At 71.7% G+C, this 21,507-nt stretch carries 19 protein-coding genes; 4 read left to right on the top strand and 15 right to left on the bottom strand.

What is annotated here, in order from left to right:
- Nucleotides 1–8 precede the first annotated feature (8 nt).
- Entirely contained in the window at nucleotides 9–2,219 is a 2,211-nt protein-coding gene (locus tag AAFN69_RS23895; protein WP_347730753.1) for a hypothetical protein, read from the top strand.
- A gap of 454 nt (nucleotides 2,220–2,673) precedes the next feature.
- Here the strand turns inward: AAFN69_RS23895 and AAFN69_RS23890 are convergent, their stop codons facing one another.
- The 5 genes from AAFN69_RS23890 to AAFN69_RS23870 form a co-directional block, all read right to left on the bottom strand.
- Nucleotides 2,674–3,045, bottom strand: a complete 372-nt coding sequence (locus tag AAFN69_RS23890; protein ID WP_347730752.1) for a hypothetical protein — start codon at nucleotides 3,043–3,045, stop codon at nucleotides 2,674–2,676.
- Nucleotides 3,046–3,608: 563 nt separating this feature from the next.
- The gene (locus tag AAFN69_RS23885) at nucleotides 3,609–4,751 is read right to left on the bottom strand and encodes a 50S ribosomal protein L11 methyltransferase (protein ID WP_347730751.1); all 1,143 of its coding nucleotides are present in this window, start codon (nucleotides 4,749–4,751) and stop codon (nucleotides 3,609–3,611) included.
- A gap of 23 nt (nucleotides 4,752–4,774) precedes the next feature.
- Entirely contained in the window at nucleotides 4,775–5,659 is an 885-nt protein-coding gene (locus tag AAFN69_RS23880) for a radical SAM protein (RefSeq protein WP_347730750.1), read from the bottom strand.
- An 88-nt stretch (nucleotides 5,660–5,747) separates the two neighbouring features.
- A complete protein-coding gene (locus tag AAFN69_RS23875) occupies nucleotides 5,748–5,999 on the bottom strand; it encodes a hypothetical protein (protein ID WP_347730749.1) in 252 nt (83 codons plus the stop codon).
- The gene (locus AAFN69_RS23870; protein ID WP_347730748.1) at nucleotides 5,996–6,607 is read right to left on the bottom strand and encodes a hypothetical protein; all 612 of its coding nucleotides are present in this window, start codon (nucleotides 6,605–6,607) and stop codon (nucleotides 5,996–5,998) included. Before AAFN69_RS23870 ends, AAFN69_RS23875 begins: the two co-directional genes overlap by 4 nt.
- 268 nt (nucleotides 6,608–6,875) lie before the next feature.
- On the opposite strand from AAFN69_RS23870, the gene AAFN69_RS23865 reads away from it, so the two are divergent.
- Together AAFN69_RS23865 and AAFN69_RS23860 are read left to right on the top strand one after the other, a co-directional pair.
- Nucleotides 6,876–7,154, top strand: coding sequence for a hypothetical protein (locus AAFN69_RS23865; protein ID WP_347730747.1), 279 nt, complete (start codon nucleotides 6,876–6,878; stop codon nucleotides 7,152–7,154).
- 37 nt (nucleotides 7,155–7,191) lie between these two features.
- Nucleotides 7,192–7,632: an ankyrin repeat domain-containing protein gene (locus tag AAFN69_RS23860; RefSeq protein WP_347730746.1), complete on the top strand. Its 441-nt coding sequence runs from the start codon at nucleotides 7,192–7,194 to the stop codon at nucleotides 7,630–7,632.
- Between the two features lie 111 nt (nucleotides 7,633–7,743).
- Here the strand turns inward: AAFN69_RS23860 and AAFN69_RS23855 are convergent, their stop codons facing one another.
- From AAFN69_RS23855 to AAFN69_RS23815, 9 genes are all read right to left on the bottom strand, one after another.
- Entirely contained in the window at nucleotides 7,744–10,890 is a 3,147-nt protein-coding gene (locus AAFN69_RS23855) for an error-prone DNA polymerase (protein WP_347730745.1), read from the bottom strand.
- A complete protein-coding gene (locus AAFN69_RS23850) occupies nucleotides 10,883–12,415 on the bottom strand; it encodes a DNA polymerase Y family protein (RefSeq protein ID WP_347730744.1) in 1,533 nt (510 codons plus the stop codon). The genes AAFN69_RS23855 and AAFN69_RS23850 overlap by 8 nt, the downstream gene beginning before the upstream one ends.
- Nucleotides 12,416–12,422: 7 nt before the next feature.
- On the bottom strand, nucleotides 12,423–13,103 hold the full coding sequence (locus AAFN69_RS23845; RefSeq protein WP_347730743.1) for a hypothetical protein: 681 nt from the start codon (nucleotides 13,101–13,103) through the stop codon (nucleotides 12,423–12,425).
- A 461-nt stretch (nucleotides 13,104–13,564) separates the two neighbouring features.
- On the bottom strand, nucleotides 13,565–14,461 hold the full coding sequence (locus AAFN69_RS23840; protein ID WP_347730742.1) for an aminoglycoside phosphotransferase family protein: 897 nt from the start codon (nucleotides 14,459–14,461) through the stop codon (nucleotides 13,565–13,567).
- Nucleotides 14,458–15,837 carry a helix-turn-helix transcriptional regulator gene (locus AAFN69_RS23835; RefSeq protein WP_347730741.1) on the bottom strand — a complete coding sequence of 460 codons (1,380 nt, stop codon included), beginning with the start codon at nucleotides 15,835–15,837 and terminating at the stop codon, nucleotides 14,458–14,460. Before AAFN69_RS23835 ends, AAFN69_RS23840 begins: the two co-directional genes overlap by 4 nt.
- Nucleotides 15,838–16,026: 189 nt before the next feature.
- Nucleotides 16,027–16,224, bottom strand: coding sequence for a DUF397 domain-containing protein (locus AAFN69_RS23830; RefSeq protein WP_347730740.1), 198 nt, complete (start codon nucleotides 16,222–16,224; stop codon nucleotides 16,027–16,029).
- A gap of 8 nt (nucleotides 16,225–16,232) precedes the next feature.
- Nucleotides 16,233–17,126: a helix-turn-helix transcriptional regulator gene (locus AAFN69_RS23825; RefSeq protein ID WP_347730739.1), complete on the bottom strand. Its 894-nt coding sequence runs from the start codon at nucleotides 17,124–17,126 to the stop codon at nucleotides 16,233–16,235.
- A 398-nt stretch (nucleotides 17,127–17,524) separates the two neighbouring features.
- Nucleotides 17,525–18,190 carry a YdcF family protein gene (locus tag AAFN69_RS23820; protein WP_347730738.1) on the bottom strand — a complete coding sequence of 222 codons (666 nt, stop codon included), beginning with the start codon at nucleotides 18,188–18,190 and terminating at the stop codon, nucleotides 17,525–17,527.
- 21 nt (nucleotides 18,191–18,211) lie between these two features.
- Nucleotides 18,212–19,309: a hypothetical protein gene (locus AAFN69_RS23815; RefSeq protein WP_347730737.1), complete on the bottom strand. Its 1,098-nt coding sequence runs from the start codon at nucleotides 19,307–19,309 to the stop codon at nucleotides 18,212–18,214.
- A 163-nt stretch (nucleotides 19,310–19,472) separates the two neighbouring features.
- Between AAFN69_RS23815 and AAFN69_RS23810 the strand changes: the two genes are divergently transcribed.
- Entirely contained in the window at nucleotides 19,473–19,928 is a 456-nt protein-coding gene (locus AAFN69_RS23810) for a hypothetical protein (RefSeq protein ID WP_347730736.1), read from the top strand.
- 101 nt (nucleotides 19,929–20,029) lie between these two features.
- Here the strand turns inward: AAFN69_RS23810 and AAFN69_RS23805 are convergent, their stop codons facing one another.
- Nucleotides 20,030–21,412 (bottom strand): Tat pathway signal protein, encoded by a 1,383-nt coding sequence (locus AAFN69_RS23805; protein WP_347730735.1) that lies wholly within the window; start codon nucleotides 21,410–21,412, stop codon nucleotides 20,030–20,032.
- Nucleotides 21,413–21,507: the final 95 nt, after the last annotated feature.

The following is a 21,507-nucleotide window of genomic DNA, read 5'->3' as shown; positions in this document are numbered from 1 at the left end:
GGGACGTCATGAGCAGCAGGGTGGGCGCGGTTCAGGTGGCTGACGCGTTCGGGGCGTACACGGCGGATGCCGAGTTCTACGAGCTTCCCTACGGGGAGCTGGAGGAGTTCCTGTCGCCGTTCGCCGGTGGGCTGCTGGGGGCGGCGGGGCGGATGCTGGCGGTGCTGGCCTACCGCGATGCTGCCCGGTACGGGGACGTGCCGGTGGACCGCGAGGCGTCCGGTGTCCAGGAGACGGTGCTGTTCCTTCTCCCGGAAGAGTGCGACAGCAGGGACCAGGCGTTCCGTATGGGCGTGGCGCGGGCGTTCGGGGATCTGGCGGAGGATCTGGCCCGTGGGTGTGCGCCGGTGCCGCGGTGTGGTGCTGAGGCATGGGCGCTGGAGCAGATGCTCGTGCTGGCGTCGCGGGTGTGCGCGGCCACGGACGCGGAGCTGGAACTGCTGGGTGTCGAGGTCCCCGGGCACGGTGAGGAGTACCGGCCGGCGTACTGGGAGGACGCGTGGCGGCTGCGGGTCGAGAGCGCGCAGCACTCCATCCCGGAGGCCCGCGGCGATCACGCCGCCGACGGCGACGATGGGGAAGATCGCGAAGAGGTTCCCGAGCCCGAGGAGGGCTGGGACAGTACGGAGTTCTGGTTCTCCCCGTACGGCTTCATCGCCGCGCGGGACCCTGAGCGCGGGCATCCGCAGTGGGTGGTGGCGCATCTGGACGGGGCTCTGCTGGTTCCCGACGGGCTGCCCTCCGCGGACAGGATCGCCGCCATCCTGCGGCTGGGCTCTACGGCCACGGGCTGGGAGGCATATGAGGGCCAGGCCGAGTACGAGGACCTGGCGGAGGTTCTCACCCCGCTCGGCGCCCGGCTTCTGGCCACGGCGGCGGACCTGGTCGCCGAGCGCGGCTACCACGAGCTCCTGCACTACGGCGACCGGGTCTTCAACCGTCCGTCCGACAAGGACGCGTGGCGCTACCACGACTCCTTTCTCATGCAGCTGCCGGCGGTCTGCGACGGAGCGAGCGCGGCATGGCGCCTCGCGATGGTCCGCGCGGTCGACGACCTCGCGGGCGACCTGCGAGCCGGCCGCGCCCCGCTCCCGCGGTGCACCGCGGAGGAGATGGCGTTCCACTTCGTCCGGCGCGAGGCCGAGCTCCTGCTCGAACTGCTCGGGGACGATCCCGACCTTGCCGACGACTACGGCCTGCCGCCCGCGGACGCGTTCACCGCCCGGCACTGCCCGGTCAACCTGTGGCGGGAGGCCTTCCTCCAGGACGAGGACATCCTGTTTCATTTCGATCAGGATCTGGCCCACGTGGCAACCGATCCCGAGCACCCGGCCAGCCGGCAGCTCGGCACCGGAGACCTCCGGCCGAACGCCTGGTTCGTCTGCTTCGGCAACCTCCGCCCCCGGGACCCGGCCCGCGGCTATCCGCCGCACATCCTCACCCGCCTCACCTCAGCGGACGCGGACGCCTTCTTCGCCAGCACGCCCGCCCTCACGAGCCTGTCCGGCGAGCCAGCCGGCGAAGACCCCGCGCTGCGGGACGCGTTCGAGACCCTCGTCGGCTACGCCCAGCGCCGGTTCCTGGACGAGTCCACCGCCGTGGCCATGGCGGTCGGCATCGAGCGTCTTCTCGGGACCCTGCTGGAGATCCCCGCCGACGCCCTGCGCACCGTCTGGCCCCGGCACGACCGGGCCAACGCCGCCCACGCAGGAAGCCTGCTCGTCGACCGGGACTTCAGCATCCGCGGCCGCCACCACGACTGGCGGCTTCGCGCCGACCAGGGCGAACAGCACGCCCGCACCTGGACCCTCAAACTCCTCGACGACTGCGCCGCCCTGGCCCTTGACCACTTCACCGGCCCCCGCTCCCCCTACGAGGCGCACCGACCGGAGCCGGCCCGCCCGGCCCCGGGGATCCAGGACCGACTCGCCGCACGCCTTACCGCTCTCAGCCGCCCGGACACCGCCCGCGGCACCCTGCGCCACCAGCTCACCGCGCACGGCATGACGGCCGCTGATCTCGCCGCCGGCGCGATCATGCCCGAAGCACTCATGAAGGGATGGCTCGACGGCACCACCGCGATCTCCCCGGGCCAGCTCGTGCGATGCGCACCCGTCCTGCAAATGCCCGAGGACACCTTGCTGGCCTGCCTCAGCGGTGACCGCGCCCGCTCCTACTGGCCCCTGCCGCATCCGACCGCCGACCAGGTTGCCGACTGAACAGGACGCGGCACGCGCGGGCTCACTTCCGGGGAACGCCAAGGCCGTCTTCCCGGGTGCCTGGCCGAAGAGGGAGACGGTCGCTGCGCAGCTGGAGACGAGACACGATCCAGGGTGATGCCGGCGACCTCCAACGCTGTCACCTTGGGAGCACAAGACTGGGCCCGGGTCGGGCCCGTGGTGGAGACGGCACTGGTGGGTGGCTGCGGTCTACGGCTGCCGCCTCGGCCACCGATACTGTCCGGCGGCCTTGGAGATTGCACGGCTGATCGTACTTTCGGCTTGCGTTCGACGGCCGGAGGAGTGGTATCGGTGACGGATGGCAGGCTGGCCGGGATAAAGGCAAGTCACGTCGACAGCGAAGCGATCCCCTGTCGCAGCTGGCAGGCGGACGACCTCTTCGCGGCCCCTGTGGCCGAGGGGTGGGGCCGCGATCGTCCAGGTCGGCCGGGGGTCAGTCGTCCAGAAGGCTGCGAAGAAAGCCTCGGCGCTGGTGGTTCGGATCGGGCGCGGGACGCGGCGGGCGGGCCGCCGCCACCTTGATCATGGTGATGTCGGGGTGTATCTGTCCGATGGCGTCGATGCGGTCCTCGGTGTGGACGAGGGTCAGACCGTGGTCCCGTGCGGTGAGCGCGGTCACGATGTCCATCAGCGAGGGCAGCGGTCCGGCGCCGAGTGCGCGCAGCCGCTTGTGCGTGTCGGCGGCTTCGGGCTGCCGGTCGAAGTGCTGCAGCGGGACGGAGCCGAAGGCCTGGTCGAGCGCCAGATAGAAGGGCGCAGGGTCTACGCCGGGGCGCAGCCCGTGGCGGAGCTCGGCGTGGGCCACGGGGCAGATGGTCACGGTCGGCGAGGGCACCGGAGTCCAGGTAGTGGCTCGCGTGCTCCTGGAGCCAGCTCAGCACGTGCACCCGCTCGTCCGGGTCGGCGGACGGCGTGACGAGTTCCTTGCCCCCGCCTCTGGCGCGCCCGGCCGGCGGATCGTTCCGCCGTTTCCCGATTCCGAACATCCCGCCATCCCTCCGTCGTAGCCCTGCGGCGGCCGTTGCATTGTGATCGCTGCCGCCCGGCGTGACGTGGATGTCCCCACAGACTAGACGCGCGGCGCGGCCGGTCCTCGCCAGTAGATCACGGGCGGGGTGCGGCACCGGCCCGAGCGGCGGACGGGGCGATCTCCGACACGGTCAGTGCCGGCCCGCAGGAATGAGACAGCCTCGGCAGTTCACCTCAACGGCCGCCACCGGGCGTTGAACTCACCGTGCGGCGCCTGCTGGGCCCCTGTCGGTTCTATCGACCTCGGCAGGTCGCCGGTGATGATGATCTGCCGGGCGGCGGCCACGGCGCCGGATACCGGTGCCGGCCAGATGGCTGCACGTCGTCGGCCCAGGAGTGCTACAGAGTGGCCGTCCACCCTCTCCCGCGGGAGAGGGTGGTCCGGCCGTCGGGGGTGATGGTGACCCGGGAGCCGTAGACGGGCAGTTCGCCCCACATGTTGAGGCGGTCCCGGATGTCCTCCAGCGCGTCCCAGAGGCGTTGGGGTCCGCCCTGGTGCACGGTCGGCGGTTCGCGGCGGGTGGCCGCCTCTGCCCGGGCCCAGGAGCCGTCCGGGTGCGCCATCCGCATCGTCCACCCGCCGTTCTCGTTCTGCCCCATGCGGTGCTCGATCCCGGGCCGTTCCAGCTCCAGCATGGAGCGCACCTCCCACGAGTTCTGGACATCCAGCAGGGGGTAGCGGCTGGTGGACACGATCTCGCCGTCGCCGGCCGGCGCATCCCACACCGTGTCGGCGGGGGTGGTGCGCTCGTCGTCATCTCCGTGCCGGGCGGACATGAAGGTGGCCTTGTACGTGGCGATGTGGCCGCGCGCGCCGCCGTCCGGCGTCTTGTCGGCGACCAGGACCAGGCCGGTGTCGGCAATGGTGGTCACCAGTCGGCCGCCGGGGCGGAGCGCGGTCAGCCAGGTGTGCGGTACGGGCCGCACCGCGACGGTGGACACGATGCGGTCGTACTGACCCGGGAGGGGACCGGTGATGTCGCAGACCGCGGTGTGCGGGTGCAGACCGACGGCGTGGAGACGGTCGGTAGCGGCTTCGACCAGGTAGGGGTCGATATCGACGCTGGTGACCCGGTCGGATCCGAGGCGGGTCGCCGCGAGGGCGGTGCCGTATCCGGTGCCGGTGGTGACCAGTGTGCGGGAGTCGTTGGCGAGGGACGCGAGCCGGTACATGGCCACGATCAGGGTGGGCAGGGTCGATGACGAGGTGGGCCAGGCGCCGGACGGCGCGGTGGTGCCCGGTTCGGCGAGGTCGGCGTGCACCGTGCCGATCCGCGTCACGAGGGTGGTATCGGTGTATGCGCTTCTCAGCCATGCGGCGGTGTCGGCGGGGCCGTCGCGGATCACCCGCCCGGCGTCGGACCGCTCGAACCAGCGCGGCACGAAGAGATGCCGCGGCACGGACGCGACCGGCGCCCACCAGCGGGACTCCGGCCGCAGGTGCGCATCCGCCAGACGACGGGCGCGACTTTCCCAGTCCACGTCCTGCTCCCGTTGTGTACTTGTCACAGGTCTCCGTCGCCTACTGGGCCGCACGGGCCGCTGTTCTCGGGCCCGCACTGGCTGTCGTCGGCCGGGGCGCACTCGGGAGCGCACGGATCCGCGCTCGCGCGGTGCGGTACGCGTGCGGTCACCTCCGCCCAGCGCCGGCCGGACAGCACCGCGGCCAGGCTGGAGCCCTTGGCGACGGTGCCCGCATTGAGGAACCGGCCGATCTCGCACGGCGTGACCCGACCGTCGGGCAGGATCGCCGCCTTCTGGTCCCCGCAGCGCCCGCACAGGGAAGACACCGACGGTGCCGCCGCCCCGGGGGCGGCGTTCCCGACTGCCCGCACCCTGTCGACCCGGACCTGGTGGACGCCGAGAGCTTCCATCTCGGCGCGCGCCGGTTCGACGCGCTGCCCGCCGCCCAGATCGACGATGCCCACCGCCACTTCCACACCCCGGCGCACCGCCTCGATGATGTTCCCGCGCGTCGCGGCGTGCGAGCCTGGCCGGCCAGTGATCACGTCATGCTGCACGGGGTCGTCGCTGTAGTACGAGGTGGCGAGTCGGATCAGCGGGTGCGCGAAGAGCGCCCAGTGCTCGGCACGGACCCGGTACAAGTTCGAGTAGATCCGGGCCCGCAGGCCCAGGCCCAGGACGTGCTCGGCCAGCTCGACGCAGTCCGGGTGGAGCAACGGCTCGCCACCGATGAGTTGGACGGTCGTCGTGCCGAGGGCGGCCGCCTCGGAGACGACCCGGCGCCAGTCGGCGACGGACATGCTGCCGTGACCGCCGGAGGGGCCGGCCTGGGCGTAGCAGTGCGACGGGCAGCTGAGCTGGCAGCGCGCGGTCAGCTCCAACGACAGGAACCGTAACGGTACCGGGGCTTCCGGTGCGATCGTCATGGGGACCAGCGTAGAGGCCCGGGGACACAGCCGAGTTGGCTTTGTGGGTACCGGCGGACCGCGGTTTGGGGCGGGTCGGCCGTCCGTTTCAGCGGCGAACGATCTTCACAGCGGTGACGGCTCGCGGGCCCTTGGCCACGTAGTAGCAGACGAAGCTGTCATACACGGTCGCCAACCGACGGTCGGGCTCGTCCTTGGTGCCGGCGGGGCTGGAACCCTGGCCGTAGGGGTCCTTGCCGATTGTGGAGGCCATGGCCCGGTCGAATGCCTCCCGGACCTCTGAACTCATCGCCCGGCGCGCCCGTTCTGCCTGGTCGACATACGCGATGCGATAGGTCACGATCCCGACTCCGTCCGCGAGGCGCCGCACGAGGCGTGGTCCTGTGCCGCGAGACGGTCGAAGACGGCAGCGTCCATGGTCTGTTGCTCGGCCGGGTAGGACCAGCGGAACAGGGCGATCGCCAGATCCTGCGCGGCGATGCGGCCAGTCTCCTGTTCGAACTCCGTGAGCTTGTCCCCCGTCAGGATCCGCCGGATACCGGCGATGGTCGCCGGGAACTCCGTGGGGGGTTCACCGTTGTACTCGTCCACCGTCCACACGGGCGGGACGAGCTCCCCTTCATTCGGGGGCAGGTCTCTGGGGATGACAGGGGCGCCGTCGTGGTCGAGGACCCCGGTGAAGTCACCGGAGCGCAAGCGCGCCACGGTGGCCGGGTCGAGGACGTCCGCGTCCGCGGGCAGAGCGTGGTCGAGGACCACGTAGAGGAGGTGTTTGGCCGGTGTGTCGGCCACGGCAGTGTCGAAGGCGTCGAGGCGCTTGCCGGTGAGAAGGGCACGGACACCGTCGATGGACGCGGGAACCTCCGTTCGCCCCCCGGCCAGCGGGATACTCCAGGCCGGGCCTGCGGGCGTCATCGCCTCTGCGGATGCTCGTGCGTCGTCGACCATGTCCTCACCGTAAAGGCTGAGATGGGTGGGGCCGGTCCGCCGGGGGCCTGAGTACCACGATCGAGTGACTTCGTTCCCAGACTCGGAGAGTCCACCAGACCCCCTGTCCCGAGTCGCACGGCGTGGCTCGCGGCAGCGTCCGGGGGCGCTCGCCGAGCCCGCGCGCCGGGGCGGTGCACCGGCGCGCCCGCTCTCGGAGGTGCTTCCGTTTCTCCGGGTGGGGAGGGTCCCGGCTGGCACGCCGGATGTTCCGGCTCGTGGAGGGGTGATGAATGTGAACCGGGTGAGCCTGGCTGCCGCCGGGGTGCTGTCTGCGCTTCTTCTGGGGTTGGCCGGCCCGGTGGACGAAGCGCACGCGCGTTCGTACACCGCTGTCGTGAAATGCGCGAAGGTCCGGATCAGCGACAACAACGCGGTCGATCACGTCGAGGGAACGGGAAGGGGCAATACGCGTCCGAAGGCGGTGACGGCGGCGAAGAAGAACGCCAACGACAAGGTCGGCCGCGGCTACCGGGCGAAACACTGTGACGTGAAGAGCATCCGCTGACCGCGGGCACGCCCCCGGGTCGCTATCGTCGCCCGGTGTGAAGCAGCGCATGCGCAAGAAGCTGGCGGGGCGGCTCGTCGAGGCCGCGACGTTCGGGGAGACCAGCCGGATCGAGGAGCTGCTGAGCGCGGGGGCAGATCCCGGATACCCGGACGGGCAGGGCACGACTCCGCTGTACGCGGCGTCGGTCCATGGCGCTGCTCCCGTGGTCCGGCTGCTTCTTCGGGCCGGTGCGGACCCCGATGCGGAGAGCGGCGTGGGGCTGTCCGAGGGGACGCCGTTGTGCGCGGCGGCCTGGTGGGGACACACGGAAGCAGTCCGCGCACTCCTGGAGGCCGGTGCCGATCCCGGCCGACGGGAAGACGCGGGAGAGGGCCGGTCGCCGCGGGAATGGGCGACGGCAGGCGCCCACCCGGAGATCGCCGCCCTCCTCGAAGGCATCGTTCCTCTCTCGGCAGTTCCCGGCCGAAGGGCCTGACGCCGGATAGCTGCCCGCTACCACCACCGTGCACGTTGGGGCTGAGGAACTGCGGACTCCATCATCCCCCGGCCCGGCTGCGGCTGGCCGGGCTCGCAGCGTTGCCCGGCCTCATGGTGATGGCCCGGTGAGCGTCAGCGGTTCGAGTCGGTGGGCCAGGACGTTGATCGCGCGGCCAGCCCGCTCGACCGTGCCGTGGATGAGGAGTCCGGCGTGGTCGAGGGCGACTTGGTGGTACCGGTCCCACACGTGCGGCGGGACGATCACGTTGATCATGCCGGTCTCGTCCTCGATGTTGAGGAACACGGTGCCCTTCGCGGTGGGCGGTCGCTGGCGGTGGGTGACGAGCCCGCCGGTCAGCACCGGGGCTTGGTCGTGGAGGAGGCGGATGTCGGCGGTGGCGGCGGCGCCGAGGCGGGCGAGGTGGCCGCGCGTGTGTTGGACGGGGTGGGAGGTGGGTGAGGCGCCGGTGGCCCACAGGTCCGCGGTGGTCTCTTCGGCGGGTGTCATGGAGGGGAGTTCGGGCGGTTCGGGTGGTTGTCCGGTGCCGGGGAGCTGTCCGTCGTGGGTGTGGGCGAGCGGGCTCGCGCTCCACAGCGCTTCGCGGCGGCCGGTGCCGAGGGGGGTGAGGGCGCCGGCGGTGGCGAGGGCTTCGTAGGCGCGGGCGGGCAGGCGGGTGCGGCAGGCGAGGTCGTCGAGGCTGGTGTAGGGGCGGTTGTCGATGATCTGCCGGGCGCTCTCGTCGGTGAGGTGGCGTACGGAGGCGAGGCCGAGGCGGATCGCGGGCTGCCCCGTGGCGGAGCCCGGGTCGTCTTCGAGGGTGGCGCGGGTGTGGGAGGCGTGGATGTCCGGGCCCAGGACGGTGATGCCGCGGCGGCGGGCATCGCCGATGAGGCTGAGGGGGCTGTAGAACCCCATCGGCTGGTTCGCGAGCAAGCCCGCGGTGAACGCGGCGGGGTAGTGGAGGCGCAGCCAGGCGCTGGCGTAGACGAGGTGGGCCAGGGACTGGGCGTGGGATTCGGGGAAGCCGTAGTCGGCGAAGGCTTCGATCATGTGGATGATCTGGGTGGCGGCGCTTTCGTCGATGCCGCGGGCGTGCATCCCGTCGTGGAGTTGGGTGCGCAGGGCGGCGACGCGCTCCACGGAGTGTTTGGCGGCCATGGCTTTGCGGAGGCGGTCGGCGGCGCCGGGGCTGAAGCCGGCGCAGTCGATGGCCAGGCGCATGGCCTGTTCCTGAAAGAGGGCGACGCCGAGGGTTTTTTCCAGGGCGGGCTGGGCGAGGGGGTGTGCGTAGGTGACGGGTTCGCGTCCGGCGCGGCGGCGGAGGTAGGGGTGGACCGCGCCGCCCTGGATGGGGCCGGGCCGGATGAGGGAGACGGCGATGACGAGGTCCTGGAAGGTTTCCGGTTTCAGGCGGGGCAGCATCGACATCATCGCTCTCGACTCGGCCTGGAACACGCCGATGGTGTCGGCGGCGGCGATCATCGCGTACACGCCGGGGTCGTCCGGGGGGATGGTGGCGAGGTCGTAGGTGATGCCGTGGTGCTGGGTGATGAGGTCGCAGGCGGTGTGGAGGGCGGAGAGGATCCCGAGGCCGAGAAGATCGATCTTGCAGAAGCCGGCGGCGGAAGCGTCGTCTTTGTCCCCTTGCAGAACGGAGCGGCCGGGGGCGGTGGCCCATTCCACGGGCATGAACTCGGCGAGGGGGCGGCGGGTAAGGACCATGCCGCCGGAGTGGACGCCGAGGTGCCGGGGCAGGGTGTGGAGCTGGGCTGCGAGGGCGCGGACGTCACCGGGCAGGACAGTCTCGGGGCCGGGGGGTTCGTGGTGGATGTGGCGGGTCATCTCGTTGATCCGGGCGGTGGGGTAGCCGAGGGCGCGGGCGGAGTCCCGGACCGCGAGGCGGGGCTGATAGGTGATGATGTTGGCGACCTGGGCGGCATGCGCTCGGCCGTAGCGGTCGTAGACGTACTGGATGACCTCCTCGCGGCGACCGTTCTCGAAGTCGACGTCGATGTCCGGGTCGGACTTTTCCAGGTGGAGGAAGCGTTCGAAGAGCAGGCCGTGACGGATCGGGTCGACGCCGCTGATGCCCAGCACGTGGCAGACCACCGAGCTGACGGCGGAGCCCCGGCCCTGGCACCAGATCCCGGAACGCTGCGCGAAAGCCACGATGTCCCAGACAATAAGGAAGTACCCGGACATACCGACTGCGATGATCATGGTGAGCTCGTGGTCCATCTGCCGCCAGGCCACCGCCGCGCCCGGGTCGGTGCGTTCCCCGTACCGGCGAGTGCAGGCGGTCTCGGCGAGGTGTCGCAGCCAGGAGTCCTCGTCGTGCCCCTCCGGGGTGGGGAAGCCCGGGAGTTCGGGGCGTAGCCGGGTCAGGTCGATGGCGGTCTGTCGGCCGAGGTCGAGGGTGGTCTCCAGGACGCCCGGGTAGCGGGTGAGGGCGCGGGCCATCTCGGCGCCGGAGCGCAGGTGGTGGGTGGGGGCGGGCATCAGATGGCCGGCGGCGTCGGCGAGGGTCTGGCGTCGGCGGAGCGCGGTGAGGGCCTGGGTGAGCCGGGCCTGGCCGGGGTGGGCGCAGTGGACCGCGCCGGTGGCGACGACAGCACAGCCGGTGCGGCGGGCGGCGGTGTAGGTGGCGTCGTTACGGAGCGAGTCGAGGGGAAGGTGGTGGTCGGTGAGTTCGGCGGCCACCGTGCCCGCGCCGAACAGGTCGGTGAGCCGGCCAAGGCGGTCGGCGACGTGGGCGACGTCCGGAATGGTGTTGCGTTCCTCCGGGGCGGGGCAGCCGGGCAGGACCGTCCAGTGGCCGCCGGCCGCGGCGGTGGTGAGCGCGCCGAGGTCGTAGCGGGGCGCGCCCTTGGTGCCCGCGAGCTGGGCGTGGCTGATCACCGTGGACAGGCGGGAGAAGCCTTCGAGGTCGCGGGCGATGACCACGGGGGTGCCGAGTGCGGGGTCGCCGAGGGTGAGTTCGGCACCGAACACGGTGGCGATGCCAGCGGTCTGGGCGGCTTCGGTGAGGCGGCGGGCGCCGTAGAGGCCGTCGCGGTCGGTGAGGGCGAGCGTGCCGATGCCCAGCCGGGCGGCCTCCGTCACGAGCGCGCCGGGGTCGGCCGCGCCCTGCAGGAAGCTGAAGGTGGAGTGGACGTGGAGCTCGGCCCACGCCTGTTCCCCCGACGCCTCGCTGTTGTCGGGGTCGTGGTGCCGGGGCGCGGGGAGGCGGAGGACGGTCGCGTCCTGGTCATCCATAGAGGGCCTCCGCCGTCCACCGGCCGTGCTCGACGATCAGGAGCCAGGCCCGGCCGTCGTCACAGGTGATCTGCATCCGGGCGATCCGGCGCGCCTGTGCGGGTTCCGGTTCCCACCAGCGCTCCAGGACCGGCCACGGCCCGGCCCACCCCACCACCGGGGCCCGGCCGTGGCCGTCGACGAGCAGCACCGCCGGCGGTGCGGACAGCTCCAGGCGGGCGGAGACCTCCACCCGTACACCGTGGGCGTCGGTCAGCTCGGCGGGCGGCGGCAGGGGGAAGACGGTCGCCGGGTGGGGGGCGGGCAGCCGGCCGGGCCACGGACCCTCGGGCAGCGGCCGCCTGGTGTCGTGGTCCCCGTACGGGATGCGCCGGGCCCGCTCCCTGGGGCCGCGGCCGCCGCCGAGCTCGACCCGGGTCACGGCCGTATGCCCGAGCAGCGCCTGGACCCGGGCCGCGGCCCGCTCCACCTCCTCGGGGGTGAGGGTCTCGCCGAACAGTCCCTGCTGGCGGCCCGTCGCCGGGCCCAGGCCGTCGGGGCGCAGGACCAGGCGGGCGATACCGCCGCTCTCCCCCGCGCCGAGGACGCCGTCCCGCGCCCATGCCGTGACCAGTCCGCGGACGCGGTCGGCCACCGCGAGCGCGGACAGCCGTCCCTCGTGCCGGAACGCCCGCACGAGGGTTTGCTCGGTGTGCGCGAGGTGGGCGGTGACCTCCAGGCGCGCGCCGACCACCGCCGCGCCGGTGAGCTGCTCGTGGAGCTGGTCGGCCAGGGCCTTCGCGGCGAAGGTGAGCGGCTCGATACGGGTTTCGGGCGGGTCGAACGCCTGCTCCACCGTGTACTGGCCGGTGTCGGTCCGGGCGGTGAGCGGGCGTGCCTCCAGGCCGCGGGCCGTGCGGTGCGCGGCGGCGGCCGGGGCGCCGAACCGGGCGGCGACCCGTTCGACGGGCAGGCGGGCGAACGCGCCGACGGTCGGCAGGCCCAGGCGCTGGAGGAGTTCGGTCAGCCGGGGCAGGCCGAGGATCCCGACCGGGTAGGGCGCCAGGAACACAGCGGTCTGGCCCTCGGGGATGTTCCGGCTGGTGCGGGCGGCGAGCGCGGCCGCGAACACCGTGTCCGCGAACCCGATCCCCACCCGGGCATGACCGCTGTCGGCCGCGGCCGAACGCAACCGCTCCGCCAGCTGCGGTTCCCCGCCCCAGTAGCGCGCCGGCCCCCGTGCGGGCGCGGCAAAGAGACCGGGGCGGATGATCTCCAGCCGCGCGAGGACATCGCTCTCCAGGCGGCGCACGAGCGGCTCGAAAGCCGCCGTCTCCGCCTCGATGTCCCGGTCGACGACCTTCAGCTGCGGGCAGCGCGCCTGCGCCACCCGCAAGCGCATCCCACGCCGGACACCAGCGGTACGCGCCACGTCCGAGCACGCCAGCACCGCCCCGGCGGCAACGACCGCCACCGGAACCCCGGCGGGAACACTCGCGGCCACCACGGGCCAGTCCGGCACCCACAGCGCCAGGACCCTGCCCATAACACCCTCACCCCAGCACCCGCAGCACCGGCCGCCCCCCGGCAGCCTCCCCGCCTGCCGAGGGCTGCTCCACGGTGGCGGGGTCGAGCGGCGCGACCCGGCCGTCCGGGCCCGGCAGCCACATCTCGGCCCGCCTCGGGCGCGCGGCTTCGCCCCGGCCGGCGGCAACGACCGTCACCCGGCGCCCCCGCAGAATCCCGGACCCCGTACCGACCCCGTCCCAGACCGCCGTGGTGACGTTCAGCCGGACCGCCGCCCCCTCCCAGGAACCCGCCGCCAGCAGGACCGCGCCGCTGCGGCGCATCACCGCCGCCAGCCGGCGCGTCACCCGCTCCGGCACCGGAGGCACCACGCCCACCATCACCACCGGAACCGCCTCCAGGACGGTCGCCAGCACCTGCGGCCACCGCCGCCCCGGATCGTCGACCCACATCCCCGCCCCCAGCTCCAGCCCCGCGTCAGCGGCCGCGCCCGGCCCGAGACCCGGCAGCCCCACCGCCGCCCACCCCGCCGAACCAGCCGACGCCTCCGCCGCCAGCGCCAGCAGCAGCGGCACGTCAGCGCCCGCGCTCACCGCGGTACCCGGACGGACCCGGCCCCCGGGCAGCAGCGCACCGAGCGGCGACGCCCCCGAGGGCGCCCCGGCTCCTGCCCGCTCCGTCTGCCCCGCGGCTGCTGCAACCTGCACACATCGAATTTCGGACAGATGTTCGATTCAGTCAAATTGATCACACCCACGCCAGGGCCGGAACCCGTCCGTGCTCGTGCCCGGCACAGGCGAGCTATGTGAGCGCCTGGCTCTTCCCTGACCTGCCAGGCGCCCGGAGACACACACGCCATCGGTGCGTCGCCGCGCCGGTGGCCTCCTATCGTGCGGGGGCTGCTGAGCGTGGGCCGGCGAGCGCCCGACGGGACGGCCAGACACAAGAGCGCCACGGATGTGGCGTCAAGCGCGGCGTTCCGGCCGGGGCCGGTGCCCAGCTCGATCGAGAACCCGGTTGCCGGGGTCCAGCACCAGAGAGTCGAGCATGTCGGCGACGATCCACCTCAGAGCTCCGGCTCAAGGTCGGCACGCCGCTCTCCAGCTGCGTGACGGTCGCGTCATACGGCCCCGGGCAGGGTGGTGAAGATGGTCGGCTCTGCCAGTGCTCAGCCGAGGGGGGTCCAGCCCCAGGGGCGAGGGCCTCGTTCATCTTGGAGGCAGGCGAGACGATGGCGGGCTTCGGGGATGGCGTCGGGGTCCTGGTCCGCGATCTGGAAGGCGAAGGTGACCAGGCGTAGCTCGCGGATGTCGCGGAAGAGGGGGTAGTGCTCCCAGGTGCGGACGTCCTGGCCGTAGGCGTCGACGTACTGCTGGTAGGCGGTGGGGCTGAGGTTGCCGAGGGTATCGGTGGCGACGGCGGTGGAGGTCAGGTCCCATTGGGGCGGGCCGAGTGCGGTGCGCTCGAAGTCCAGAAGGACGGCGTGGCCCTTGGGGGTTACGGCGGTGTTGCCGGTCCATGCGTCGCCGTGGACAAGCCGGTCGGTGCGGTGGTCGAGCGCACTCCATCTGGCACGGAGCTCCGCAGCGCGGCTGAGCAGGAGGTCCCGCCCTGGGGCGTCGAGATGTCGTGCCGCGTTGATGCGGTCGGTAAGGCGTATGAAGGGGTCGATGTGTCCGAGGGCCGCCGCGACGGTGGGCGGTACGGGAAGGTCGTGGAGGCGGCGGAGGAGCGGGGCGAGATCGCCGGTGGTGCCGTGGTGGTGTGGGGGTAATTCTTCCCAGAAGGTGGCAGTTCGCCCTGCTGCGTGGACGGGCTGGTTGATGGCGAGGGGTCTGACGGCGGGGAAGTCGAGTTCGGCGAGCCAGCGGGTGACGGTGATCTCGCGCGCGGCTGCTTGTTCCTGGCCAGGGCGGGCGATCCGGACCACGATGCCGGCGGCCAGGCGCCACAGGGCGTTCTCCGCGAGACGGATGGGTTCGGCGCCGTCGGCGGAGAGGTCTGCGCGGGTGGTCAGCTCGTGGAGGAGGGCGCGGGACTGGGGGGTGTGTGTCGGGTGGGTCATGTGTTGATGAGGGTGGTGATGCGGTGGCGGAGTTCGGCGGTGTCGGGGTGGTGTCGGTAGGGGTGGGTCGCGCGGCCGAGGGCCCGGATGTCGTCGAGGGCGCGGCGTGAGCGGAGGCGGCCTGCTTCGTCGAGGGCGCGGTTGGCGGTCACGGTGGCGTGCTGGGGGTCGCCGGCGGTCATGAGGAGCGTGGCGAGTTTGGTGCCGGACAGGGCGCGGGAGCGAACGTAGTCGTCGGTGTGGTGCTGGACCGCGGTGTGGAGGCGGGTGGCGGCGGTGCGTACGGTGCCGGGGGCTGTGAGGGCGAGGTCGTAGAGGGCGTGGCCGGTGTCGCCGTGATGCTGGGCGTGGTCGTAGTACGACATCCAGGGGCCGTCCTCGCCGGGCCGGGCGCGGGCGAAGATGTCGTCGGATGTTCCGATTGCGGTGTGGGCTTCCCGGTGGTGGCCCATTTTGGCGTAGGCGCGGGCGCGGGCGTTGTGGAGCATGGCCTGTTCGCGGGGGGTGAGCCGGTCGGAGCGGACGAGCCCTTGTTCGGCATGGGTGAGTCCGGTGTCGGGTGACCCGCACCAGATGGCCTGTCGGGCACGCCAGTTGAGTGCGACGGCGCGCAGGTGCCAGTTGCCGGCCTGTTCGGCGCAGCGGGTACCGAAGTCGAGGAGGCGGGTGGCGGTGGGGTGGTCGTAGGCGTCGAAGGCCGAGGCGCCCATGGCGATGGCGAGCTGGCCGACGGCGGTGAAGAGGTCCTCGCGGAGCTGGGCGGGGCAAGGGACGGTGAGGAGGTCGTTGGCCCAGTTGAGGTGGCCGATGAAGGCTTCTCGTACGATTCCTCCGCCTCCGTAGAGGTTGTCCCAGTGGGCGAGGGTGGTGGAGGCGGTACGGATCTGTTCGATGTCCTGGGGGCGGATGTTCTTGGGTAACGGGGTGGCTCCCGCTGCGGGGAGGGCGAGCACGGTGGGCGAGGCGGCGGCCAGGCTGCCGAGGGCGAGGAATCGGCGTCGTATCACGTTCGGGTCACTCCCGTCGTCGGTGTCCCCTGTGAGGATTCCCGTCGGAGAGGTGGGCGACTCGGTGTGTGAGGAATCCGATGCGGCCTTGTCCGCATGGCGTCGGCTGTCCGCTTCCTTCTCTACGTGTCCCCAGAGGCGTACCAGGGCGCCGCCGGCGTCGAGGGCGGTGTCGAACCGCTGGGCAAGTTCTGCGGTGCAGGATCTCTGGTTCTTCTCGATCCGTTCGACCATGGTGCCGCTGAGCTCGACTTTCGTGCCGAGTGCGACCGAGGACAGGTTGCGGGTTCTGCGCCAGTTCCTCAGTTCGACACCCCACCAGGCTCGGGGAGATTCGGTGTGGTCGAGGGCCTTGGGCTTCTGCGGCATGCGTCTCCTCGGGCCGTGCCGATGCGGACAGTATGCCGGAACTGGGTTGTCCGCATGGGAAGTTCGACACGGGTGACGCTCTTCACGGCGGCCTTTCGAGGGTGGGCATCGCCCCGGGCGCCTGGTCCGTACATGAGTACGGCCCACCGCGCAGTTGGGACGCGGTGGGCCGGTGGCCGTACGGTTCGGTCAGCGCGCCTGGCCGAAGCGGCCGTCTGTGAGGGCCGTGGTGAATGCACCCCACGCCGTCGCGGGCACGGCGAAACCGGGCAGGGTGCGGTCCTTGGTGTCCCGCACGTGCACGTCGTCGGGAGTGGCGGCGACCTCCACGCATTCGTTGTCGGGGGCGCCGCTGTAGCTGCTGGTGCGCCAGTTCAGGGGTTGCACGATGTTCCTCACTCGCTGGGATGAAGGTGGGTGTGGGCCGCCTTGGCGATCAGGGATGCCGAGGCGTTGGGGTCCAGTGCCTCCTGGCACAGGGCGTCGAAGTCGCGCCGGTAGCGGTCGCGCTCGGTGGGGGTTTCGAGGAAGAGGCTGCCCACCTGGCTCTCGACGAAGACGGTGTCCAGGGCGGGGTCGGTGCCCGCGAAGACGATGAAGGAGCTGAGGCCCGCCACCAGTGCGCCGGCGGAGAACGGCAGTACGCGGATCGTGATGTGCGGTTCCTGGCCCCGTTTCAGCAGGTGCTCGCACTGGGCGGCCATCACCTCGGGGCCGCCCACGGCCCGGCGCAGCACCGCCTCGTCCAGGATGACCCGGTACTCGGGCGGAGAGGCGCGGTCGAGGATGTGCTGTCGCTGGATCCTCATCCGCAGATGCTCCTCCGTCTCCTCGGCGGTCAGCCCCTGGTCAGCGACTTTGATTCCCCGGGCGTAGTCCAGGGTCTGGAGCAGCCCGGGGACGACGCCGACGGAGTGGTGGCGGATCGAAAGGGACTCGTCCTCCAGTGCCAGGAGCAGCAGCATGGGCTTCTTGAGCCTCCCGGCGAACGGCACCCACCAGCCGTCGGTGTTCTTGGAGTTCTTCGCCAGCTCCACGAGCTGGGCCCGTTCGGTGTCGGACACGCCGTAGACCCGGCAGAGCTGGTCGACCTGATTCCAGCGGACGGTGCCCTTGGTGCGTTCATACCGGGAGACAGTGGCCTTGGAGATCCCAGCCGCTTCGCCTGCCTGCTCGGCGCTCATACCGGTGGCGTTGCGCAGTTCCAGGAGCCGGTAGCCGAGCTGGCGGCGCCGCGCGTTCGGCCCGGCCGGCTCGGGACTGCGCCGCGTACGGGGCGTGCTGGTCATGACGTACCCCTTAAGTCGTGTCTGAGGCCATATGCCCCTCTGTCCGGCGCGCGTTGACGGCCATAAGGAAGTTACACGGCGGAACACTGCTCGCCCGTGACAGGGGCATACGCCCCGGCTCGCTCATGCGGACACTCCCGCCGTGAGAGTTACACGGTGAGCGGTGCGCGCGTCAGACTCCGGTTGTTCACCCGATCCGCCTGGCGACTGAAGACGGGGAAGGGCACACCCGCAGCGGAACGCGTCAAGAGCGGAGGCTGATTGTGGCACCAGACCAACCGCGTGCCCTGAGCCGCCTTTCGGCGTCAAGCGGGCCGCACTGTCCGGTTCGGCTGGAAGATCACTTCCCGGATACGGCCGAGCCCGCAGCGAACTGGAGCGGGGGGAGCATCCTGGGATCAGGCCAGGAGACGGCTGGTGAACCCGGCCTCCACCAGCTCGGCGTACGCGGTCTGGACATCAGCGGGGACATCTTGCGGGGCGGCGAAGCCGAGCTTCGGGTACTCGATAACGCGCTGGAGATCGCCGACCAGCATGTCCACCACCAGCTTGTGGTCGCCGATGGCCTCCAGGTAGCTCTCCAAGGTCAGCACTTCCGATGCGCAGACGATGTCCACGTCGGGCCATACGTGCCGGGTGGTGGCGTAGCTGCGGCGCTGCATGTACGGCTTGGTGACCAGCAGCACCGTCCGGGCCTCGATGCCGGCGTGGGTGAGCAAATCGCGGCTGAGAGCAATGTTCTCGCCGGTGTTCGCGGCGTGCGGCTCGACATGGATGGCGTGATCGGGGACGCCGAGGGTGAGGGCGTGCTCGCGGTAGTGAACCGCTTCACCGCGGGGGAACCGGGCGCGGGTGGTGGCGCTGTTCCCGCCCGTGAACACGATGGTCTTCGCCAGGCCCTGGTGGTAGAGGTTGGCGGTGGTGGTGGCGACGCCGAGGTCGTGGCTGCCCAGGCCGATCGCGACGTCAGCGGGACTGAGGTCGTGGCCCATCTGGTGGTAGTCCCAGATCAGGCGGGCCTGGTTCCGCTGCGCGGTGGTGATCGTCTGCCGGGTGCTGCTCACGGGTGTCCTTCTTCTCGTCGTTCAGGGTCGGAGCCCGGTCTGGGCATGGATGCGGATCGTGTCGATCGCGGTGAGCTGGTGACGCAGGCCGACGCGGGCCGCGGTGTGCGCGGCGCCGTCGAGGACGCGCAGCCCTTCCTCCCGGGTGGCCGGGTCGCTGACAAGGATGTGGCCGTAGGCAGTGTCGAGGCGGACCTGCGGCAGAGGGGCGTCGGGGCGGGCGGTCGTGCGGGCGATGCCGATGCAGTGCAGGGCGGCGGTGAGGTCGCCGGCGCCGCGGTGGGCGAGGGCGATCTTCTGGTGGGCGGTCGACCAGTCCTCCGGCTCGTCCAACGCCTCGAAGTCGCGTGCGGCCGTGGTCATCACCTGGGCGGCGTAGGCGTTGTCACCATGCTTACTGAGGGCGGTGCCCACCCACAGCCGTGCGCGGGCCCGGTCGCGGGATGCGAGCCGTGGATCGGCTGTGAGGGTCTCGTACTGGCTGGCCGCGTCGGTGAGCCGGCCGGACATCTCCGTGGTGACGGCGAGCGACAGGTCGATCTGGGCGATCCGGCGCGGGATGCCGAGCTGGCTGTAGAGGGACCGGGCGGCGGTGTAGTCGCTGGTGGCGGACAGCGGGCCGATCACGGAGCCCTGGTCGCGCTTGAGATCACCGAGGAGCGTGGTGGAGCGGGCCAGCAGGTAGAGGCCGCGGTCGTCCAGGGCGGTGGCCGGGAAGCGGTGGGTCCAGCGGCGGATGAGGCTGTCAGCGAAGGTGAAGTCCTGACGCGCGAGGGCGATGACGGTGCGGTCGAGGTCGTCGGCCCACGCCTCCAGATCCGCGCCGGACGCCCGGCTGAGCGTCACCCGGCCTGCCCGCGGCGAAGGCCCCGCCGACGGGGCTTCCTCCGCCAGGAAGGTCTCGAAGCGCAGGTGCGCGGCGGCGTCGGCGCGCGCGAGGGTGGTGTCCAGGATGGCCTGAGTGTCCGGGCGGGGCTGTGTCGCGGTGCGGAGGTTCTCCCACTTCGAGATGGTCCGGACGCCGACGCCCAGGTGGTCGGCGAAGGACCGCACGCTCATGCGCAGCGCGAGTCGCAGCGCCCGGGCCTCCAGCCCGGTCCAGTGATGCACGGTCGCCACAGGCCGCTCCCCACGCTCTCGTACCGCGGTCATCGAACCACGTCGACGGTCCGGGGGAGGACGCAAGTGCCACGCAAGTGCCACACCGGTTCATTGGGCGGCGCGTCCGGCGGCGCCAAGCTGGATCTCCCCTGTTCCTACTGGACTCTCCGGGGTGGTCATCATGGGGTCGCTCACCGAACTGCGCCCGGTTCCGCTGCCGACGGTCTACGGCTTCCTCCGCGGGACCCTATGCGACTCGCCGGCCCGGCACGCCGCCCTCCGGAAGGCGCTGTCCGTCTACTGCCAGGACCGCGAACTCGCCCTCACCGATGTCTTCACCGACGACTCCGGGGACGCTGCGGGAGCCGCGTTCACCACGCTGCTCGATGCCCTGTCCGACTCCGGCGGCTACGGCGTCGTCCTTCCCTCGCCGGCCCATCTCGGACCCGCGCACCAGGCCGACGCCCGGCGCGCACGGATCGTCCGGACCGGAGCGCACATACTCACCCTCCGCAGCCCCGCCCCGGCCGCCGTGTCCAGCGGCCGTCCACCAAGCCACGCCGGAGCCCAGGCTCCCAAGATCCTCTCCGGAGCGCGGGACCGAGCAACGGAGGCTGTGCCGTGCCCTCTGTGGTGAGGGCTCCGGACCGCTCTGTGTCCGAGCAGAACGCTGCGGGGTCAAGTCGCGTGGTCGGCACTCTCGCCACTACGGCTCAGAACTGGAGTGTCTGGCCGGATTCAGACTGCGGTGCGCAGGACCTGCCGGGCCCGGTCGTCGAGTTCGGTGGCGGCTTGGTTGCCCCGGTTGCGGTAGGGGCTGAGGGAGCGGCGTATTTGGATGACCGTTTCCTTCGCCCGGCCGGAGTTGATGCCGGCCATGGCGTCGAGGGAGTGTCCCCAGGTGCCGATGGCGGTGTCCAGGTGTCCTTGGCGTGCCTGGACGGTGCCGAGGTATCCGAGGGTGACGCTGTGGGTGCGGGCGAAGGCTTTGGTGCGGCGGGTGTTGACGCTGCGGGTGAACTGCTCGGCGGCGCCCTTGAGGTCGCCGAGGGCGGCGAGGGTATGCGCGGTCTGGGAGGCGAGGGATGCCTCGCCGAAGAAGAAGACGCGGCTCGGCTCAGCGCCGGGGTCGGGGTCTGCGGCGGTGAGGTCGTCCTCGGCGCGGCGCAGGGAGGTGAGGGCTTCGCGGCGTTGTCCGTCGGCGGCCAGGGCGCGGGCGTGGACGACGCCGATGAGGGCGCGTTCGCGGGGGCCGGCCGAGGTGTAGCGCTTGCGTTCGATGGAGGCGGTGGCGAGGTTGACGGCTTCGTGGCCGTGGCCGAGGTCGGCGGCCTGGTGGGCCATGGCCCGGAGGATGTGGCCGGCCAGGGCGGGGTCGTCGGCTTCGGCGGCGAGTCGGACGCCGAGGGTGAACCAGTTCTGCGCGACCCGGTGTTCGCGGGTGTCGAAGGCGGTCCAGCCGGCGAGGTAGGCCATCTCGGCGGCGGCGGAGTGCAGGCTGCGGCGGATAGGCTCGCTGGCCGGGTGGCGGTTGAGGTGGGCTGCGACTTCGGTGCGGAGGTAGGCGACGAGGGCCGTGCGGCCGTCCGCGCCACCGCGTTTCTGCTCACGCTGGGAGAAGAACGCGGACATCTCACGGACGCTGTCGACGTCGGCGGCGGTCACCGTGGAGCCGGAGCGGGGACGGCGCTGTCCGGCGCGCTCGGCCGCCGCGTCCCACCAGGCGCTGAGGGGCAGGCCGAGTGCGGCGACGGAGTACGCGGAGGTCGCCAGGGCCTTGCGGCGTCCCATGTCCATCTCGATGTCCCCCAGTTCGAGCAGTGTGCTCGTGGTGTCGGAGCTCCAGTCGGGCTCTGCGTGGCCGGCGTCTTCGAGGCCGATCTCCGCCAGGGTAAGGCCGCGCCGGAGCCCTCGCGAGAGCGTCTCGCGCAGCATGCCCGCTGCCTTGGGCTCCGGGCGGGAGCCCAGGACCCACTGCGAGATGTGCGAGCGCGTGATGGCTGTCAGCTCGACGACGCCGGATTCCGCGGCCACCCGGCGGTAGTGGGCTGCTGTCTGTTCCTGGGACCAGCCGATTTCCCGGATCACGGCTGCCAGCAGCGTATTGCGTGTGCGTGCCACGGTTCACCCCCGTGCAGAAAACGATCTTTAGCAGCTTTAGCAGCACCCGTGCCCTCGCGGGGGTACCCGGCAGCCCCCGGCCACGGTTTGCTCAC

The organism is Streptomyces sp. CAU 1734 (assembly GCF_039888735.1).
Lineage (GTDB): Bacteria > Actinomycetota > Actinomycetes > Streptomycetales > Streptomycetaceae > Streptomyces.
Note: the sequence above shows the minus strand (reverse complement) of the source record. Positions and strands in the feature narration are given on the sequence as shown.

What these genes read in the sequence shown, in the direction of transcription:
- AAFN69_RS23835 (WP_347730741.1), bottom strand. Translation starts at nt 15,837, where the DNA reads ATGCCGCAGAAGCCCAAGGCCCTCGACCACACCGAATCTCCCCGAGCC.
- AAFN69_RS23825 (WP_347730739.1), bottom strand. Translation starts at nt 17,126, where the DNA reads ATGACCAGCACGCCCCGTACGCGGCGCAGTCCCGAGCCGGCCGGGCCG.
- AAFN69_RS23870 (WP_347730748.1), bottom strand. Translation starts at nt 6,607, where the DNA reads ATGGTCGACGACGCACGAGCATCCGCAGAGGCGATGACGCCCGCAGGC.
- AAFN69_RS23810 (WP_347730736.1), top strand. Translation starts at nt 19,473, where the DNA reads ATGGGGTCGCTCACCGAACTGCGCCCGGTTCCGCTGCCGACGGTCTAC.
- AAFN69_RS23855 (WP_347730745.1), bottom strand. Translation starts at nt 10,890, where the DNA reads ATGGATGACCAGGACGCGACCGTCCTCCGCCTCCCCGCGCCCCGGCAC.
- AAFN69_RS23895 (WP_347730753.1), top strand. Translation starts at nt 9, where the DNA reads ATGAGCAGCAGGGTGGGCGCGGTTCAGGTGGCTGACGCGTTCGGGGCG.
- AAFN69_RS23865 (WP_347730747.1), top strand. Translation starts at nt 6,876, where the DNA reads ATGAATGTGAACCGGGTGAGCCTGGCTGCCGCCGGGGTGCTGTCTGCG.
- AAFN69_RS23880 (WP_347730750.1), bottom strand. Translation starts at nt 5,659, where the DNA reads ATGACGATCGCACCGGAAGCCCCGGTACCGTTACGGTTCCTGTCGTTG.
- AAFN69_RS23840 (WP_347730742.1), bottom strand. Translation starts at nt 14,461, where the DNA reads ATGACCCACCCGACACACACCCCCCAGTCCCGCGCCCTCCTCCACGAG.
- AAFN69_RS23850 (WP_347730744.1), bottom strand. Translation starts at nt 12,415, where the DNA reads ATGGGCAGGGTCCTGGCGCTGTGGGTGCCGGACTGGCCCGTGGTGGCC.